Source organism: Pseudomonas sp. WS 5412 (assembly GCF_012985615.1).
GTDB lineage: Bacteria > Pseudomonadota > Gammaproteobacteria > Pseudomonadales > Pseudomonadaceae > Aquipseudomonas > Aquipseudomonas shahriarae.
The window spans coordinates 61,674-78,301 of the sequence record NZ_JAARMB010000015.1 but is presented as its reverse complement, the minus strand read 5'-3'; the positions used below and the strand labels follow the sequence as shown (position 1 = coordinate 78,301).

At 59.8% G+C, this 16,628-nt stretch carries 18 protein-coding genes; 7 read left to right on the top strand and 11 right to left on the bottom strand.

The annotated features are described in order from the left end of the window. Window positions 1-11 precede the first annotated feature (11 nt). From HBR94_RS19290 to HBR94_RS19280, 3 genes are read right to left on the bottom strand one after another with little or no spacing between them, the layout of a single operon-like run. Window positions 12-929 carry a 5'-nucleotidase gene (locus tag HBR94_RS19290; protein WP_038447487.1) on the bottom strand — a complete coding sequence of 306 codons (918 nt, stop codon included), beginning with the start codon at window positions 927-929 and terminating at the stop codon, window positions 12-14. 9 nt (window positions 930-938) lie between these two features. Further along, window positions 939-1,901 (bottom strand): putative 2-dehydropantoate 2-reductase, encoded by a 963-nt coding sequence (locus HBR94_RS19285; RefSeq protein ID WP_170045392.1) that lies wholly within the window; start codon window positions 1,899-1,901, stop codon window positions 939-941. Further along, window positions 1,898-2,233 (bottom strand): thioredoxin, encoded by a 336-nt coding sequence (locus HBR94_RS19280; RefSeq protein ID WP_115127847.1) that lies wholly within the window; start codon window positions 2,231-2,233, stop codon window positions 1,898-1,900. The genes HBR94_RS19285 and HBR94_RS19280 overlap by 4 nt, the downstream gene beginning before the upstream one ends. Before the next feature lie 187 nt (window positions 2,234-2,420). On the opposite strand from HBR94_RS19280, the gene HBR94_RS19275 reads away from it, so the two are divergent. Continuing rightward, window positions 2,421-3,497, top strand: coding sequence for a 3-deoxy-7-phosphoheptulonate synthase (locus HBR94_RS19275; RefSeq protein ID WP_029297994.1), 1,077 nt, complete (start codon window positions 2,421-2,423; stop codon window positions 3,495-3,497). Window positions 3,498-3,553: 56 nt separating this feature from the next. Here HBR94_RS19275 and HBR94_RS19270 read toward each other — a convergent pair whose 3' ends face one another. Beyond that, window positions 3,554-3,835: a GNAT family N-acetyltransferase gene (locus HBR94_RS19270; protein WP_029297992.1), complete on the bottom strand. Its 282-nt coding sequence runs from the start codon at window positions 3,833-3,835 to the stop codon at window positions 3,554-3,556. A gap of 614 nt (window positions 3,836-4,449) precedes the next feature. On the opposite strand from HBR94_RS19270, the gene oprI reads away from it, so the two are divergent. Further along, window positions 4,450-4,701, top strand: a complete 252-nt coding sequence (oprI, locus tag HBR94_RS19265) for an outer membrane lipoprotei OprI (protein WP_003172710.1) — start codon at window positions 4,450-4,452, stop codon at window positions 4,699-4,701. Window positions 4,702-4,834: 133 nt separating this feature from the next. Here oprI and HBR94_RS19260 read toward each other — a convergent pair whose 3' ends face one another. The 3 genes from HBR94_RS19260 to HBR94_RS19250 are packed head-to-tail and all read right to left on the bottom strand — an operon-like array spanning window position 4,835 to window position 6,820. Next, window positions 4,835-5,803, bottom strand: coding sequence for a L,D-transpeptidase family protein (locus tag HBR94_RS19260; protein ID WP_057439189.1), 969 nt, complete (start codon window positions 5,801-5,803; stop codon window positions 4,835-4,837). A 58-nt stretch (window positions 5,804-5,861) separates the two neighbouring features. Then, window positions 5,862-6,158 (bottom strand): hypothetical protein, encoded by a 297-nt coding sequence (locus HBR94_RS19255; RefSeq protein ID WP_029297976.1) that lies wholly within the window; start codon window positions 6,156-6,158, stop codon window positions 5,862-5,864. Window positions 6,159-6,214: 56 nt separating this feature from the next. Beyond that, window positions 6,215-6,820 carry an arylesterase gene (locus HBR94_RS19250; RefSeq protein WP_115127846.1) on the bottom strand — a complete coding sequence of 202 codons (606 nt, stop codon included), beginning with the start codon at window positions 6,818-6,820 and terminating at the stop codon, window positions 6,215-6,217. A gap of 10 nt (window positions 6,821-6,830) precedes the next feature. Between HBR94_RS19250 and HBR94_RS19245 the strand changes: the two genes are divergently transcribed. Then, the gene (locus tag HBR94_RS19245) at window positions 6,831-7,514 is read left to right on the top strand and encodes an ABC transporter ATP-binding protein (protein ID WP_057439231.1); all 684 of its coding nucleotides are present in this window, start codon (window positions 6,831-6,833) and stop codon (window positions 7,512-7,514) included. Then, window positions 7,514-10,024 carry an ABC transporter permease gene (locus HBR94_RS19240; protein ID WP_170045391.1) on the top strand — a complete coding sequence of 837 codons (2,511 nt, stop codon included), beginning with the start codon at window positions 7,514-7,516 and terminating at the stop codon, window positions 10,022-10,024. The genes HBR94_RS19245 and HBR94_RS19240 overlap by 1 nt, the downstream gene beginning before the upstream one ends. A gap of 45 nt (window positions 10,025-10,069) precedes the next feature. On the opposite strand, the gene greB is transcribed toward HBR94_RS19240, so the two are convergent. Together greB and HBR94_RS19230 are read right to left on the bottom strand one after the other, a co-directional pair. Then, window positions 10,070-10,543 carry a transcription elongation factor GreB gene (greB, locus tag HBR94_RS19235; RefSeq protein WP_057439191.1) on the bottom strand — a complete coding sequence of 158 codons (474 nt, stop codon included), beginning with the start codon at window positions 10,541-10,543 and terminating at the stop codon, window positions 10,070-10,072. A 137-nt stretch (window positions 10,544-10,680) separates the two neighbouring features. After that, window positions 10,681-11,844, bottom strand: a complete 1,164-nt coding sequence (locus HBR94_RS19230) for a hypothetical protein (protein WP_170045390.1) — start codon at window positions 11,842-11,844, stop codon at window positions 10,681-10,683. 312 nt (window positions 11,845-12,156) lie between these two features. Between HBR94_RS19230 and HBR94_RS19225 the strand changes: the two genes are divergently transcribed. From HBR94_RS19225 to HBR94_RS19215, 3 genes are read left to right on the top strand one after another with little or no spacing between them, the layout of a single operon-like run. Continuing rightward, window positions 12,157-13,083 (top strand): ABC transporter ATP-binding protein, encoded by a 927-nt coding sequence (locus HBR94_RS19225; protein WP_170045389.1) that lies wholly within the window; start codon window positions 12,157-12,159, stop codon window positions 13,081-13,083. Next, complete coding sequence (locus HBR94_RS19220; protein ID WP_057439193.1) at window positions 13,080-13,805, top strand: ABC transporter permease; 726 nt, start codon at window positions 13,080-13,082, stop codon at window positions 13,803-13,805. Before HBR94_RS19225 ends, HBR94_RS19220 begins: the two co-directional genes overlap by 4 nt. A 14-nt stretch (window positions 13,806-13,819) precedes the next feature. Beyond that, window positions 13,820-15,607, top strand: coding sequence for a Gldg family protein (locus HBR94_RS19215; RefSeq protein WP_170045388.1), 1,788 nt, complete (start codon window positions 13,820-13,822; stop codon window positions 15,605-15,607). A 21-nt stretch (window positions 15,608-15,628) separates the two neighbouring features. Here HBR94_RS19215 and HBR94_RS19210 read toward each other — a convergent pair whose 3' ends face one another. Together HBR94_RS19210 and HBR94_RS19205 are read right to left on the bottom strand one after the other, a co-directional pair. After that, window positions 15,629-15,937, bottom strand: coding sequence for a hypothetical protein (locus tag HBR94_RS19210; protein WP_057439194.1), 309 nt, complete (start codon window positions 15,935-15,937; stop codon window positions 15,629-15,631). Window positions 15,938-16,184: 247 nt separating this feature from the next. Continuing rightward, window positions 16,185-16,619: a DoxX family protein gene (locus tag HBR94_RS19205; protein ID WP_057439195.1), complete on the bottom strand. Its 435-nt coding sequence runs from the start codon at window positions 16,617-16,619 to the stop codon at window positions 16,185-16,187. Window positions 16,620-16,628 lie beyond the last annotated feature (9 nt).

Here is a 16,628-nt window from a genome sequence, read left to right as displayed (position 1 = left end):
CTGCGATGAACTTAGCTCTCGACCTGGACTTTCGGCTCATTGCTCACGCCATGGGGCACATGCCCGGTGGCCACCACCTCCCTGGCTTTCTCGCAATGGCCGGCCTGATCGTCAAAAAACACGTCGGCGGCGAACGCTTCAAGGAACGCCGATTTTTCCAGGCCGCCGAGAAACAGCGACTCGTCCAGGCGGATATCCCACTCACGCAAGGTGCGGATCACTCGCTCATGGGACGGTGCCGAACGCGCCGTCACCAGCGCTGTGCGGATCGGGCAAGACTCATCGGGGAACTCGCGCTGCAGCAGATTGAGGGCCGCCAGGAAGCCCTTGAATGGCCCACCGCGCAACGGCTCGCGGGCCGCTTGCCGCTCGCTGGCCTGGAACGCTTCCAGGCCGCCGCTTTGGTAGACGCGCTCTGACTCGTCGGAAAACAGCACTGCGTCACCGTCGAAGGCAATCCGCAACTCAGCGCTGGAAGCCCGACGGGCGCCGCCGGACAAAATGGTCGCCGCCGCAAAACCGGCATCCAGCGCGCTGCGCACATCTTCGGCGTGGGTCGAGAGGAACAGGTGGCTGCCAAACGCCGCCAGATAAGGGTGGGGGTTACGCCCACCGACAAAGGCGGCGCGGGAAATATCCAGGCCGTAGTGCTGGATCGAATTGAACACACGCAACCCGGTGTCGGCGCTGTTGCGCGACACCAGCACCACCTCGACCCGTGCGCGGCCGAGGCTGGCATTCAGGGTCAGGAGTTTCTTGACCAAGGGGAAGGCATCCCCCGGCTCGAGGATTTCTTCCTCGTGGTCGATCTGATATTTGCGGTAGGCCTCGACGCCCTGGGCCAGATAAACCTTATGGCTTTCACCCAGGTCGAACAGGGCGCGCGAGGAAATCGCCAGCACCAGTTTGTCGCTCATCCCTTTGGCCATGTGTGTTCCTCAGTCGTTGCGTCGATCAATAAAACTCAAGGCCTGGTACAACGCCTGCATCCGCGGCGACTCGCAGCCCGCGGCCCTGGCAGCAGCCAGCGGGCGAGCGTAGATCGCGGCCAGTTCCAGGGGTCGCCGGTGCAGATGATCGTGATACATGCTGGGCCAGTAATCCGTCAAACGCTCGGTCATGCTGAACATCTGCTCGGGGTAGCCGGGCGCGATCTCATGGCCGCACGCCTGGGCGCCCTGCACCACTTCGGCCATCAGGCCCTGGATCAATTCCCGGCTGGATGCGTCGGCCATCAACTGCGAGGTATTGGCACCGAGCAGCACCGACAGGCCGTTGTACGGCACATTCCACACCAACTTATGCCAGCGTGCCTGATCCAGGTCGGGCATGGCCTGGGCGTCGATCCCGGCGTGGCGGAACAGCCCGGCGCCCTCTTCGACAATCGCCTGGCGGCGTGCAGCATCAGCCATGGCAGTGCCGCTGTGATAGCCAAGACTGACCCGGCCCATGGCCTGGTGCTCGACGATCCCCGGCCCGGAACGGTGCACGCAGATATAACAAAGCCCGCCAAGCAGGTGCAGGGACTCGGGCAGATACTCGCGCAGGCCGTCCTCGACGGCGAGGCCGTTTTGCAGCAATACAACCTTGGCATCGGGCGCCGCGACCTGGGCAATGGTGGGCGCCAGTTCAACGTTACCGGTGGTCTTGGTGCCCACCAGCAGCCAATCGCAAGGCGGCATGTCGGCCGCGCTGGCATAGGCCTGGACCGGGTGCAGGCGCAAGGCGCCATGCACCGCACTATTGAGCTGCAAGCCACGCTCACTGACCGCCGCAAATTCACTGCGCAGCAGGAAATGCACATCGAAACCGGCGCGCGCCAGCATCAACCCGTAAAAACCACCAATGGCACCGGTACCGATAATCCCAATGCGTGGCCCTGGCTCAACTGCACTCGTCATGGCAACTCCTCTGGTTCTCGTTTGAGCGCTTCTTCTATAGCCTCACGTAGGTCGCCGGCATTCAGACCCGTCTGCAATGCGCCGTGGAACTGACCCTCGCACACCACAAACAGCGCCGGCAAATGAAAGATCCCGTAGCGCTGCACCGCGCCGCCATTGTGCCCGGCGTCGATCCAGCAGATGCGCGCAACCGGCAGCTCCCAGCCGGGCAACTGCTGGCGCGCCCAGCGGCAACTGGAACAGCCGACACTGGTAAACACCAGCAGCGAAGCACCCGGCAACGCCAGCAACTGCTGGTCGATATCCAAATCCGTCAATTCAAACGCTTTCACTCGATCTGCACCACACCCTTTAACCAGGCAACACACTATCAGGCCGCACGACACCGCGCGCAATTGCCCATTGTCGAGCCGGCTTGTACGCGCTAAGGTTCGGCTCCCCGCTGCATTTAAATCATGCTGTGCTCCGCCGCACGGGGTTCGCTGGCGGCCGGCACCCGTGACCCTGACGAGTAACACGATGGCTGATTTACCGATCAACGACCTAAACGTCGAATCCAACGAGACCCTGATCACGCCCGATCAGCTCAAGCGCGAAATCCCTCTGAGCGACGCTGCATTGCAGACCGTCACCAAGGGCCGCGAAGTCATTCGTGACATCCTCGACGGCACTGACCACCGCCTGTTCGTGGTGATCGGGCCCTGCTCGATCCACGACCTCAAGGCCGCCCACGAGTACGCCGAACGCCTCAAAGTGCTGGCTGCGGAAGTATCCGACACCCTGTACCTGGTGATGCGCGTGTACTTCGAGAAGCCGCGCACTACCGTGGGCTGGAAAGGTCTGATCAACGATCCGTACCTGGACGACTCGTTCAAGATCCAGGATGGTTTGCATATCGGCCGCAAGCTGCTGCTGGACCTGGCTGAAATGGGCCTGCCAACGGCCACCGAAGCCCTGGACCCGATTTCCCCGCAATACCTGCAGGACCTGATCAGTTGGTCGGCGATCGGCGCGCGCACTACCGAATCGCAAACCCACCGCGAAATGGCCTCTGGCCTGTCCTCGGCCGTGGGTTTCAAGAACGGTACCGATGGTGGCCTGACCGTGGCGATCAACGCCCTGCAGTCGGTTTCCAGCCCACACCGTTTCCTGGGGATCAACCAGGAAGGTGGCGTGTCCATCGTCACCACCAAGGGCAACGCCTATGGCCACGTGGTCCTGCGTGGCGGCAATGGCAAGCCCAACTATGATTCGGTCAGCGTGGCCCTGTGCGAACAGGCACTGACCAAGGCGAAGATCAAGCCGAACATCATGGTCGATTGCAGTCACGCCAACTCCAACAAGGATCCGGCCCTGCAACCGCTGGTGATGGAGAACGTGGCCAACCAGATCCTGGAAGGCAACCAGTCGATTATCGGCCTGATGGTCGAAAGCCACCTGAACTGGGGCTGCCAGGCGATTCCAAAGGATCTGGCCGACCTGCAATACGGCGTCTCGATCACCGACGCCTGCATCGACTGGTCCGCCACCGAGACCACCCTGCGCAGCATGCACGCCAAGCTCAAGGACGTATTGCCCAAGCGCAAACGTACCTGACGCACACAAAAACGCCGGGCTAAGCCCGGCGTTTTTTTATGCCTGCCTGTTTGCTTTCACAGCTTCGCGGCATGGCGCTGGTGGCGCTCCATGTAGCGCTCGACGTAGGAGCAGGACGGAATCACCGTGTAGCCCATGCTCTCGGCGTATTGCAGCGCTTCTTCGGTCAGCGCAGCGGCAATGCCGCGCCCACGCAGGGCATTGGGCACAAACGTGCGGTAAATATCCAGGGTCTGCTTCCCCAGGTCCATGTAGGTCAGATAGGCACGATGACCGTCCACATTGGTCTCGAACTGATGACCAGCCTGGTCATGGTGGATGGACAACGCCTCGCTCATCACTACTCCTCGCGGGTCTTGGTTTCTGACCCCTACCTTACCGATGTTTTTCCGGCGAAGGAACATCTACGCCACCCCGTGCCGGTTTCGACAACGAGAAAAGCCCTACAGCACTCACGCCCCGCACGCAGGAATAGTAGGCACCAATCCTGTCATTGCTCAAGGGACACTCGTCATCCATTTGGCTCGCGAACATAGAAAGGGCTGATCGAACATCCTGTGGTCGATAGCCTGAACATTGCCGGCAGTTGAAGCGTGAGACGAACCAGCGCTTTTAAAGTCACCTCTACATGCGCGAAAGATGCCCGGCAACCCCGGGACAATCTGAACAATAGTATGAGGGCAGATATATAAATTGACATCGGCTTACAACGTTTAACACTTGCCAGGCGGCGCTTTCAGCCTGGATCCAATCTTTGACCAAGCGTCAAAAACTGGATATTTTTTATACAGACCCTCTAAAGATTAGCCAAAACAGATTCAGCACAAGAATTTTTTTTGCTTCTTGCGCTACGTCAGTTTACTTACTACAAGTAATGGGTAGTATGTACGCCGGCTATTAGCTCACTCTGAGAAATTAGCCATTAATTAGAAAGTCCTTGAAGGGGAACACGATGAACAACGTTCTGAAATTCTCTGCTCTGGCTCTGGCCGCAGTTCTGGCTACCGGTTGCAGCAGCGTCTCCAAAGAAACCGAAGCTCGTCTGACTGCAACTGAAGACGCAGCAGCTCGCTCCCAGGCTCGTGCAGACGAAGCCTACCGTAAAGCTGATGAAGCTCTGGCTGCTGCTCAAAAAGCACAACAGACTGCTGACGAAGCTAACGAGCGCGCTCTGCGCATGCTTGAAAAAGCTAGCCGCAAGTAATAATCCTTCGGGGTTGTTATCTAGCCGATCCATTTTGGATCGGCTTTTTATTGCCTGGGATTCGGCTACGGATCCCAGGCAATAAAAAACCCGCCAGGGGCAATCCGTGGCGGGCTTCGATGGGAGACAGGCGTTACTGCTGCAGATCGACCGGCATGCTGCTGACCATCGGCGCCGCGCCCGGTTCGCCAATTTGCGCCGGCAAACCATCTTCGGCCGCCACCACATCACGCACTTGATCCCAATCGACCCGCAGGTTATTGGCCAGGTCTTCGCGCTTGAGCATCGCATTGATGACTGCCGTGTGCTTGTCGACCACCGACGGCGTGCCATCGTCGTTCAACGGCGCATGCGCCTCCAGATAGACCTTGCCGCCGCTGATGCCGAATTTGTAGGCGTCATTGATGATCCGCACCGACGTGCCCACCGGAACCATCTTGGCCATCTCCAGCACGTTGTTGTTGAACATGCGGAAGCAACCATGACTGGTACGGGTACCGATACCGAACTTCTTGTTGGAGCCATGAATCAGGTAGCCCGGCGTGCCCAGGGTAAACTTGAATGGCCCCAGGGGGTTGTCCGGACCTGCCGGCACCACGTTGGGCAGCGGGTCACCGTCTGCTGCGTGTTCGGCCTTGATCGACGCAGGAGGAGTCCAGGTCGGGTTGGGTGTCTTGGCAATGATGCTGGTGTGGGCAATCGGCGAACCCCAACCCTCGCGACCGATCCCCAGCGGGAAGGTGTACACCACGTCCTGGCCCTTGGGGTAGTAGTACAGACGGTACTCGGCGAGGTTGATCACGATGCCTTCGCGGGGTCCCGGCGGCAGGATGAAACGGGTCGGCAGCACAATCTCCGCGCCGGTGCCCGGTAGCCAGGCATCCACGCCAGGGTTGGCCGCGACCATCTCCGAATAGCCCAGGTCGTAAGTCACGCCCAGGTCGGCAAAGGTGTCTTCGTACTTGGCCTTGATCACCTGGACCTCGCCGACAATGTCTTCACCCGGCGGTGGCAGGGGCAGTTGCAGAGCCGCAACAGGACCGGCTGCACATAAGGCAGCGAGAGACAGGCAACGGGTGACGACAGGCAGACGCGACAACATCCGGAAAATCCTTCGCAGATCGACGGGGGTAAATGGCGATTGTAGCGTGTAGCAGCCCTTAAAGCTCGAAGCGCAGTTCAGGCCAGATAGGCGGTGTGCCACGCTTTTGCGATTCGAGAATCGCCCGGCACAAGGGGCACAGGCGCTGGTCCTGGAAGATCGAGCGATCCACCGAAGACCAGCGGGGCTGGGCCGGCAGCAATGTGCCGCAGAGCGTACGGTCGATCGTGCCGCCCAGCTCCAGCTGACGCGTGACCAGGTGCACCTTCACTTCCTGGCAGGCGAACAGATCCAGCTGCTCGTCAGGCTCGATCAGTTGGTAGGCAAATAGGGACCAGGCAGGACGCGACGACATCGGGGGCTCCAAATCGGGGGCGCCACCTTAGCCGAAAGACCGCTGCTAGAAAAGCGTCATAACAGCGGTTTTAGCGTCGGCCAGACATTTTCCAGCAACTTGGCCTGGGCGCCGACTGCCGGGTGCAGTTGATCCGCCTGCATCATCTCCGGATGCCCCCCCACCCCTTCAAGAAAAAACGGTACCAGGGGAACGTTTTTTTCCTTGGCCAGCACGCCATAGACTTCGGCAAATGCCGTGGTGTAGCGCGGGCCATAATTGGGTGGCAACTGCATCCCCAGCAGCAACACCTTGGCGCCACCGGCCTTGGACTGGTCGATCATCGACGCAAGATTTTGTTGCAATTGTGCCGGGGGCTGTCCACGCAAGCCGTCGTTGCCGCCCAACTCGATCACCACCACGTCCGGCTTATGCTCTGCAAGCGCCGCCGGCAGCCGCGCCAAGCCTCCGGCACTGGTGTCGCCGCTGATGGAGGCGTTGACCACTTTATCGTCGAAACCCTCCTGCTTGAGCCGTTGCTCCAGCAGTGCCACCCACCCTTTGCTGGTATCCAGGCCGAAACCGGCACTGATACTATCGCCAACGATCAGGACAGTACCCGCCGCTGCGTTCTGGGCCATGCACATCAGGGCCAGGCCAGCACTCAAAAACCATATTCGCATCGGATTCTCCATGGGCGCATGCATTCTCACCGCGCAGAACCTTAGCAAAGTGGTTCCCAGCGCGGAAGGTGAACTGACCATCCTGCACGAACTGAGCCTGGAACTGAACAAGGGCGATAGCCTGGCTATCGTCGGCAGCTCCGGCTCGGGAAAATCAACGCTCCTTGGCCTGCTGGCCGGGCTCGACCTGCCCAGCAGCGGTGAAGTCACCCTCGCCGGCCAGGCCCTGAGTGTCCTGGACGAAGATCAACGGGCGCGCATCCGCGCCGAACACGTCGGCTTTGTGTTCCAGTCATTCCAATTGCTCGACAGCCTCAATGCCCTGGAAAACGTCATGCTGCCCCTGGAGCTGGACGGTCGCAAAGACGCCCGCGAACGCGCCCGGCACTTGCTCGAACGGGTCGGCCTGGGCCAGCGCCTGACTCACTCGCCCCGCCAGCTCTCCGGTGGCGAGCAACAACGAGTGGCCATTGCCCGTGCATTCGCCGCCGAGCCGGACGTACTGTTTGCCGATGAACCCACCGGCAACCTCGACAGCCACACCGGCGAGCGCATCAGCGACCTGCTGTTCGAGCTCAACAAAGAGAACGGCACCACCCTGGTGCTGGTGACCCACGACGAGCGGCTAGCCCATCGCTGCCGACGCCTGATCCGCCTTGAAGCCGGCCAGATGGTCGAGCCCCTGGAGCCTTGATGGCACGTTTGCCGCTGTTGCGCCTGTTCAGCCTTGCCCTGCGCCAATTGCTGCGCGATGCCCGCGCCGGTGAATTGCGCGTCCTATTCTTCGCCCTGCTGGTGGCCGTAGCCGCCAGCACGGCCATCGGCTACTTCGGCGCACGACTCAACGGCGCGATGCTGTTGCGCGCCACCGAGTTCCTTGGCGCCGACCTGGTGCTGGAGGGCAGTTCCCCGGCCCGGCCCGAGCAGATAACCAGTGGCACGCAACTGGGCTTGGCACATGCCAGGGTGGTGGAGTTTTCCAGCGTCATCGCCACCGACAACGGTATTCAGTTATCGAGCATCAAGGCGGTCAACGAGCAGTACCCGCTGCGCGGCCAGTTGAAAAGCGCGGCCGAACCGTTCGCCGAAGACACCCCGGGCGGCGGGCCGAAATCCGGCGAAGCCTGGGTCGAGGCCCGCCTGCTGACCGCACTGGACCTGAAAGTCGGCGACAGTATCGACGTCGGCATGAAGACCCTGCGCCTGGCCCGCGTACTCACCTATGAGCCGGATCGGGCCGGCAACCTCTACAGCCTCACCCCGCGAGTGATGATCAACCTGGCCGACCTTGAGGCCACCGGCGTGGTGCAGCCGGGAAGCCGGGTCAGCTACCGCGAGTTGTGGCGTGCGCCGCCAGCCAGTGTCGCGCTGCAAACCTACCGCGACCAGATCACCCCGGGACTGGCCGCCAACCAGCGCCTGCAGGATGCGCGGGACGGCAACCAGCAGATCGGTGGTGCCGTGGGCAAGGCCGAGCGCTACCTGAACATGGCCAGTCTGGTCGCCGTGTTGCTCTCCGGCGTGGCCGTGGCCCTGTCGGCCAACCGCTTTGCCAGCCGCCGCTTCGACGCAAGTGCGCTGCTGCGCTGCCTGGGTCTGTCGCGACGGGAAACCATGCTGCTGTTCAGCCTGCAACTGACCGTCCTGGGCTTGCTGGCCAGCCTCGCCGGTGCAGCTCTGGGCTGGTTCGCCCAACTGGGCCTGTTTTACCTGTTGAACGACCTGTTGCCGGCAGACGTGCCACCCGGCGGATTGCTGCCGGCCGTCGCCGGCATCGGTACCGGCCTGGTGGCCCTGGCCGGCTTTGCCCTGCCCCCTCTGGCAGCCCTGGGCCGAGTGCCGCCGTTGCGGGTGCTGCGACGCGACTTGCTGCCGATCCCCTCCAGCACCTGGATGGTGTATGGCGCGGCGCTGTTTGCCCTGGGCCTGATCATGTGGCGCCTGAGCCTGGATCTGGTGCTGACCTTCGCCCTGCTGGGCGGCGGGGTGATCGCCGCGCTGCTGCTCGGTGGCCTGCTGCTGTTGCTCTTGCAAAGCCTGCGTCGCCTGCTGGCGCGCGCTGCCCTGCCCTGGCGCCTGGGATTGGGCCAACTGTTGCGCCACCCGCTGGCGGCGGCGGGCCAGTCCCTGGCGTTCGGCCTGATCCTGCTGTCGATGGGTTTGATCGCCCTGCTGCGTGGCGAGTTGCTGGACACCTGGCAGAACCAACTGCCCAAGGATGCCCCCAACTATTTCGCGCTTAACATCCTGCCGGCCGACAAGGACGCCTTCGGTGCCCGCCTGCTTGAACTGCAGGCACAGGCCGCGCCCTTGTATCCGGTGGTGCCGGGACGCCTGATCAGCATCAACGGCGAACCGGTGCAGGAAATTGTCAGCAAGGACTCCAGTGGCGATCGGGCGATACAGCGAGACCTGAGCCTGACCTGGGCGGCCAACCTGCCCCCTGGCAATACCCTGACATCGGGCACCTGGTGGGCGGATCAGCCGAGCGATGAAATACCGGGGGTCTCGGTCGAAGCCAAGGTCGCCGAAAGCCTCAAGCTCAAGCTCAACGACCACCTGATCTTTACCGTTGGCGGGGAAAACCGTGAAGCCCGGGTCACCAGCCTGCGGGAGATCAACTGGGACAATTTCCAACCCAACTTCTTCATGATCTTCCAGCCTGGCACCCTGAAGGACCTGCCGGCCACGTACCTGACCAGCTTCTATCTGGCCGCCGGCCATGACCAGCAGATCGTCGACCTGTCCCGGGCCTTCCCGGCCGTGACCATCCTGCAGGTCGAGGCGCTGCTGGCCCAACTGCGCAGCATCCTGGCCCAGGTCACGCTGGCCGTGGAATACGTGCTGCTGTTTGTCCTCGCGGCAGGCATGGCGGTGCTGTTCTCCGGCCTGCAGGCCACCCTGGACGAACGCATCCGCCAGGGCGCCTTGTTGCGCGCCCTGGGCGCGGAGCGCAAGTTGCTGGTCAAGGCCCGGCGTATCGAGTTCGGGCTGCTGGGCGCGGTCAGCGGGTTGCTGGCGGCACTGGGTACCGAGCTGGTGACCCTGGTGCTGTATCGCTACGCATTCGACCTGGTCTGGCACCCTCACCCATGGCTGCTGGTGCTGCCAGTGATCGGTGCAGTGCTGATCGGTGGTGCCGGGGTGTTCGGTACACGCCGCGCGCTGAACGCCAGCCCACTGGCGGTACTACGCGAAGGCTGAAACAAAAATGGCCCGCTTCCTCCTTGAGGAGCGGGCCACTCACAGTTACTTGATGTATTCGATACCTGTGATCCACCAGCACATTTCGCCATTTGGCGTCTGCACAATGGCCTCATCGTCCACTTCTTTGCGCAGCAAGGCCCTGGCCATGGGGGAGTCGATGGAGATGTAGTCCATGCGCTCATAAATCTCGTCATAACCCACGATGCGAAAACGCTTGGTCTCGCCCTGCTCGTTCTCGATATCCACCCAGGCGCCGAAAAATACCTTGCCCTCCTGCTCGGGCATGTACTCCACCACCCGCATATCTTCCAGGCGCTTGCGCAGGTAACGCACCCGGCGATCAATTTCACGCAGCAGCTTCTTGTTGTACTGGTAGTCGGCGTTCTCGCTGCGGTCTCCCAGCGAAGCAGCCCACGTCACCTTGCGCGTTGTATCAGGACGTTTTTCTCGCCACAGGTAATCGAGCTCTTTTTTCAGTGCCTCATGACCTTCTTTGGTAATCAGCTTGGTACTCAAAAGCGTCACATCCCCAGGAAATATCCATTGGTTCAAACCCCCTCTGCATCAGCCAAGGATGCATTGGCTGCCTGACGGCAATCGGCCGGGTCTGATGATAAATGAACGCCAGAAAGTAGCCAGGCCTGATTCCCCGGTCAATCGGCACCAAGCAATTTACTGGATTGCTGCTCAACATTTTCCACAGGAAACAGGGTGCCATCCAGGCGATAAAGCAGTGCCTTCAAGTCGCCCCTGAAGCCCGACAACTGCCCCAGCCCGGTCGCCAGTTGCTCAGCCTGTTGCTGGGATGCCCGGTCCTGCGCCTGTAGCCTGAACGACTCATCTTCCATCTGTTGAGCCCAGCCCTCCAGGCGGCGTTGTTCTGCCTGCTGCAACTGCGCATCCCGGGCCAGGTGCTCCTCCCGGCTATTCAACGCTTCGGCTCGCTGCTGCAAAGCAAGCTCCTGCGCGGCCAACTGTTGATTGGCCTGCTCCAATGTGGCCTTTTCCCGTAGTAGCTGGTCCCTTTGCAGTTCAAGCGCCTCCTGCTGCTGGAGCACTGCGCGTTTCTGTTGCGTCAACTCATGCGCCACACGGGCAAGATTGGTCAGCGTGGTGTCTACTTCATGCAGGGACGACTGATCCGCCGCCACGACTGGCGGGACGCCTGCGGGCGGTGCAACAGGCTGCGGCTCCGGGGCCTGCGGTGCAGGTACCTCCTGTGCCTCCGGTTCCTTCGGCGGTGGAGGCAATGGCTCAGGCAAGACGACCACTGGCTCCTCATGGGGCTCCTGCGTCATATCCTCACGATTTGCCGTACCCGGTGGCGATACCATTTTTGACGAGAAGCGAATAGACGGCACAATCAACTCGGTGCTCTCTATCGCGGGCAGACCAATGACTGAAGTGCCCAGGGTGATCACCTTCATCACCAATGCCTTCTTGATCATCAGCGAGTGGTGATCCTCCGGTCGGGCCGTCGGTAGCTTGCTGCCCTTCAGGTCAATGAAATGATAAGGCACCTGGGGCCCGGCGGCATTGCCCCCAGATGCCGTGGCAAGGGTGATGATCTGCTTGAGGACGCTCATTGCCAGTTGCAGGCTCTCCTTGGACTCGATGCTTCCAAGAAAATACCGCTCGGACTTTTTGCGCAACGCGGCGATGTAGACCCGAGAGCTTCCGGGCTCGACCTCCTCGTCCAGACTATAGACAAGAAAGTTCGAAGCAATTTGCGGTATCGCAAAACAACAGAGCAACGCACCGTTAACGGGGGAATCATGACCAGAGTGTTCAAGAACAAGAGTACGTAGAAGCATCATGAGTGTCGGACTCCATTACCGTAGTACTTCATATACACGCCATTTTTCAAATCAAAATCAACAATCCTGCAAAAAACAACGCAATTGTTTCAGCGAGTGATTTAGGCACATGTAGGACTTACCTTATTCAAGCGCTTTAGCGTTTCCAAGCGGCCCTATTGAACGTACCATTTTTTAACAAAGCTGCACCTGAAACACTTGATCAATACTTTTCATTTTCCACCCTCGGCAATTCTCAACCTGAACACACAGGCTTATTGAGCTCCCTGCATATTCAGCATGCCCCGGCAAACAACCAAGCAGAAAAGCCTAATGATCGAAATAACCAATCTAACAAAAAAAACGGGACGAGCGATTGCCATCGACAATATGACATTCAGTGTCCGCCCTGGGGAATGCCTGGGGTTGTTCGGACACGATGGCGCTGGCAAAAGCACACTACTCAAATTACTCTCAGGCGCAATTCCCGCAACTTCCGGCAATATAAAAATACATGACATAGATATCGCGACCCATCCGATAAGGGCAAAAAAAATAATAGGCTACCAGCCTGAATTCGCCCTCAGCCACGGCAATATGAAGGTAAAAAGCTTTCTGGGTTTCATGGCCGAAGTTCGCGGACTTCGTGGCCTGGAAAAGCGCAAGATGGTTGACCGCGCCATCACCCGCCTGGAACTTTGGCGAGTACTTGACTCACCTGTCGCAGCCCTTCCCCCAGGGCACCGGCGCAAAGTCGCGCTGGCCCAGGCCATCCTGCATGACCCCAAACTGCTGCTGCTCGATGAACCCACAGAGGGCCTGGACACCCTGCAAAAACAGAAGGTCGGCACCCTCATCCAGTCGTTGACCGAAGACATGACGGTCATTGTCGCCTCGCGCAACCCCGAGGAATTCTCCTGCATCTGCCAACGGGCGCTGGTCCTGGCCGAGGGCCGATTGCTCGCCGACGCCCCTGTCACCGAGTTGCAGCGTAGCTCGCGCCATTACCAGGCAATCACCCTGGCCGCCGATACCCCCCTGGACCTATTGGCGCTGGCCGTGCTTCCGGGGGTGGCTGGCATCGAAGAAGACCGGCACGCCTACGGCAGCGTGACGGTACTCGCGATGCCAGGGCAGGTCATCTATCCCCACATCAATGCCCTGGTCGCCAACCGTCGCTGGAAGATCAATACCTTGAGCCTTGAGCCGGGACGCCTGAGCGACGTCATCCACCACTTGAGCCAGGAGGCACCCAATTGAAACGTCTACCCGTGATATTCAAACGGCAACTCAACAACTACTTGTCGAGCCCGGCCACCTATTTTGGCGTCGCTATGTTTCTGATTACTAACACCACACTAGGTTTTTATGTAGGAAACTTCTTAAACGGAAATCCGACAGACCTTCACGCCTTCTTCCAGTTTCACCCCTGGCTTTATCTTTTTTTCATTCCATTTATTTCCACACTGCTCTGGTCGGATGAGCACAACGAAAATGCACGTTCCTTTACAAATACCTTGCCGGTCTCAGCCCTCGAACTGACATTGGGCAAGTTCCTGGCCGCTTGGACCGTTTGCGCACTCACACTAGCCTTGGACTTCCCACTGGTCATCATCATTAACTATCTGGCCATGGCGGACAACTCAACCATCCTCGGCCAATTCATAGGGAGTTGGTTACTGGCGGGCGCTTATCTCTCATTCTCCTGCCTTGTCTGTGTAGTGGCCTATAATCGCCTGATTATTTTCGGCATCACACTCGCATTATTATTGCTCACCAGCACTTTATCGTCAGTGCTGGACATGCTGACCCATCAGGCCCCTATCTGGGTGATCGACAGCTTGATTTCACTCAACCCGCGGGTACGGTTCAGCGCGATAGACAGTGGCCTCCTGACCCTGCATGACACGTCGTACTTCATAAGCATGATCATCGCTTTCCTCACCGCAACCACCCTAACTTTAAACTTCAGAAAAGGCTGAGAAAGGAAATCCCCATGAGGAACCTTATAAACTTCGGCGTGACGTTGAGCGTCATCGCCCTGCTTTTTCTCGCCTTCAATCTGGTATGGGTACTGAAACTGCCCAACTATCGACTGGACCTTTCAGAGAAAAAAATCCACACCCTGTCACCTTCGACCGACGCCCTGCTCGCGGCACTTGAAACCCCCATGGATTTGTATTTTTTCAATGGGAGCCATCCCCGCAAAAGTGACGCCCTGAACAACCATGGCGAGTACATTGCCCTACTGCTCAAGGCCTATGAAAGTGCGTCGAAAGGCAACGTTACGCTGCACCTGATTGATCCAGCCCCCTTTTCAGAGGACGAGTACAAGGCTGAGTTACTGGGCCTGGATAGCCAGCAAGGACTGTTTGGACTCATCGGCACCCGTGCCAACCATGAGCCGCAGAAAATCGAACGATTCGACCCCGCCCAGGCGAGTTTCCTGGAATATGAGATCAGTCGCCTGATCCACAACGTCGCCCGCGAGGAGCAACCCACCATCGGCCTGATCTACGGATTAGCCATGGACGGCAACCTGAATGGACGCACCCAGGAAGCCACGCCGCCGTGGCAGTTATTCAAGGAAATACGCAGCCAGTTCAATCTGATGACCCTGGGCAGCGACACCTCGCGCATCCCCGCTCACATCAAGACCCTGATGGTGGTCCAGCCCTCTCGGCTGCCGGAACAGGCACTTTTTGCCATTGACCAATTTGTCCTGGCAGGGGGAAAGCTGATGATGTTTGTCGACCCCTTGAACGACTCAACCGCCGACACCACCGGCCTGCAAACCCTGCTCGCCGCCTGGGGCGTGCAGATGCGGGCGAATAAGGTATTGGCGGACAACCTCTATGCAACCCCGGTGGTCGTGACCAGCGGCCAGCCGCCCGTACGTCATCCCGGGGCGCTCACCCTGCCCCGAGAAGCGATGGCGCAACAGGACGTCAGCACCTGGGGCGTTGACAGCGTGACACTGTTGAATCCAGGCACACTCGTGCCGCTGAAAAAAAGCCGCACCACATTCACCCCGCTGCTCCAGAGTTCCGGGCAGGCCAGTACATTCGATGGGGTACGCTTCACTCAACCGGACGAATTCGCCTCCATGATTGGCGAGGCCGTCAGTCGTGGCCGGCCGAATGTGATCGCAGCCCGTATCGAAGGGCCCGCCTACTCCGCATTCCCTGACGGCAGCAACGGCCAGAAGGCCACACTGCAAAAGGCGACCAATATCCATGTGGTGGTGGTCGCCGATATTGACATGCTCAGCGACCGCGTCTGGCTGGCCGCACGCAATGCCAACGGACAGAAAGCGCGGCGCCCGGGCAATGCCCGGTTTGTCTTGAATACATTGGATAACCTGGCGGCGCCCGACACCCTGAGTGCTATCAGCCCTCGTGCAAGCGACCGGCAACAGCCCGGGTTGCTGGACAGGCTGCGCCACGAGGCTGCGCAATCCTACCGAAAAAAGGCTGCCCTGATGGAGCAACGGCTGGCCCAGACGGAAAAGGAATGGCGGTTGCTGAACACGCCGTCCTCCATGCTGGAGACTCAGGCCATCTCTTCAAATACGCTGTTGCAAGCGCTAAACAAAGAGCGCCTGCGATTACGCATGGAGCTTCACACCCTGGAAAAAGAAGCCTACAAGAGCGTCCGCCGGTTGGAACTCGCTGTGGTGGTGCTCACGACGATCACCGTGCCACTGATAGTGAGCCTGCTGGGCCTGGGGATCTTTATCTCGCGTCGCCGTCGCCAACATCCACCTGCTGCAGCGTTCTACTGAACGTGGTTCTCTCAGCCTCGATTAACGCCGGGTAATCAAACCCTGGCGCGCCACGCGGGTCAGGTGGTGAATAAACTCGTTGGCATCCTCAGCGTTCGGCGCCTGGATTACCGCCAGGTCAAAGCTGTTTGTGGCAAAGCGCGCCAGGGACTCGCCATCTTCGACAAACTGGATCAGGAACGCCGAAGGTCGGCCAGTCCGCCGGGGCCAGCCATCCAGGTAACGCAGCAACGTCGGCTGGTGCTTGCCGCCAAGGAGAATTTTCGGATTGCGTTGAGTCAGGCCCGCAGTGATCGGGGCCAGGCGTACAAGAGGTCGTAGTGCATTCATCGTGTCGTGTCTCTGCCTCAAAAGTCTGCGGGCAGGTGAGAGGCAACACCGAACCAGCGCTTTAGCGGTATTTCGAAACCTGGAGCAGGCTTCTGTCGGGACTGCAGCGAGTCCCTGTGGCGCCCCGCAATTAGCTGTTTAAATCGGCGCATGCAGCATCCTAGAGAAGCCGGTGGGGCAGTGTCAAGAATCCCGTACAACGAAAAAGGCCCGCGCGGGGCGGGCCTTTAACAGGTGAGCTGCGCGATCAGTTGGCGATGGCACGGTCGGCAGACAGCTTGCCAGCACCTTCAAACAGCACCGCCACTGTGCCGCCCAGCAGTGCCAGGGCGAACTCATAGCCGTTGTTGGCCATGAACAAACCGTTGCTGATATGCACCGAGAAAATCGCCACCAGCGAGACGATGGTCAACCCCAGCGCCGCCGGGCGTGCCAGCAGGCCAATGATCAGCGCCAGGCCGGCGAAGAACTCAGTACCGCCCGACAACAATGCCATCAGGGTACCCGGGGCCAGGCCGATGCTCTCCATCCACTGCGCCGTGCCCGCCAGGCCGCCGCCGCCAAACCAGCCAAAGAGTTTTTGCGAACCGTGGGCGGCAAAAATGATACCGACAAAAATCCGCAGGACAGTCAGGCCATAGCCGGCACGGGTGGACAGGAGGTTTTTGATCATTGGGCTCATATTGCTAAT

Coding starts and splice junctions, on each gene's coding strand:
- HBR94_RS19290 (WP_038447487.1), bottom strand. CDS start 929: ATGGCCAAAGGGATGAGCGACAAACTGGTGCTGGCGATTTCCTCGCGC.
- HBR94_RS19285 (WP_170045392.1), bottom strand. CDS start 1,901: ATGACGAGTGCAGTTGAGCCAGGGCCACGCATTGGGATTATCGGTACC.
- HBR94_RS19275 (WP_029297994.1), top strand. CDS start 2,421: ATGGCTGATTTACCGATCAACGACCTAAACGTCGAATCCAACGAGACC.
- HBR94_RS19270 (WP_029297992.1), bottom strand. CDS start 3,835: ATGAGCGAGGCGTTGTCCATCCACCATGACCAGGCTGGTCATCAGTTC.
- oprI (WP_003172710.1), top strand. CDS start 4,450: ATGAACAACGTTCTGAAATTCTCTGCTCTGGCTCTGGCCGCAGTTCTG.
- HBR94_RS19260 (WP_057439189.1), bottom strand. CDS start 5,803: ATGTTGTCGCGTCTGCCTGTCGTCACCCGTTGCCTGTCTCTCGCTGCC.
- HBR94_RS19255 (WP_029297976.1), bottom strand. CDS start 6,158: ATGTCGTCGCGTCCTGCCTGGTCCCTATTTGCCTACCAACTGATCGAG.
- HBR94_RS19250 (WP_115127846.1), bottom strand. CDS start 6,820: ATGCGAATATGGTTTTTGAGTGCTGGCCTGGCCCTGATGTGCATGGCC.
- HBR94_RS19245 (WP_057439231.1), top strand. CDS start 6,831: ATGGGCGCATGCATTCTCACCGCGCAGAACCTTAGCAAAGTGGTTCCC.
- HBR94_RS19240 (WP_170045391.1), top strand. CDS start 7,514: ATGGCACGTTTGCCGCTGTTGCGCCTGTTCAGCCTTGCCCTGCGCCAA.
- HBR94_RS19230 (WP_170045390.1), bottom strand. CDS start 11,844: ATGATGCTTCTACGTACTCTTGTTCTTGAACACTCTGGTCATGATTCC.
- HBR94_RS19225 (WP_170045389.1), top strand. CDS start 12,157: ATGATCGAAATAACCAATCTAACAAAAAAAACGGGACGAGCGATTGCC.
- HBR94_RS19215 (WP_170045388.1), top strand. CDS start 13,820: ATGAGGAACCTTATAAACTTCGGCGTGACGTTGAGCGTCATCGCCCTG.
- HBR94_RS19210 (WP_057439194.1), bottom strand. CDS start 15,937: ATGAATGCACTACGACCTCTTGTACGCCTGGCCCCGATCACTGCGGGC.
- HBR94_RS19205 (WP_057439195.1), bottom strand. CDS start 16,619: ATGAGCCCAATGATCAAAAACCTCCTGTCCACCCGTGCCGGCTATGGC.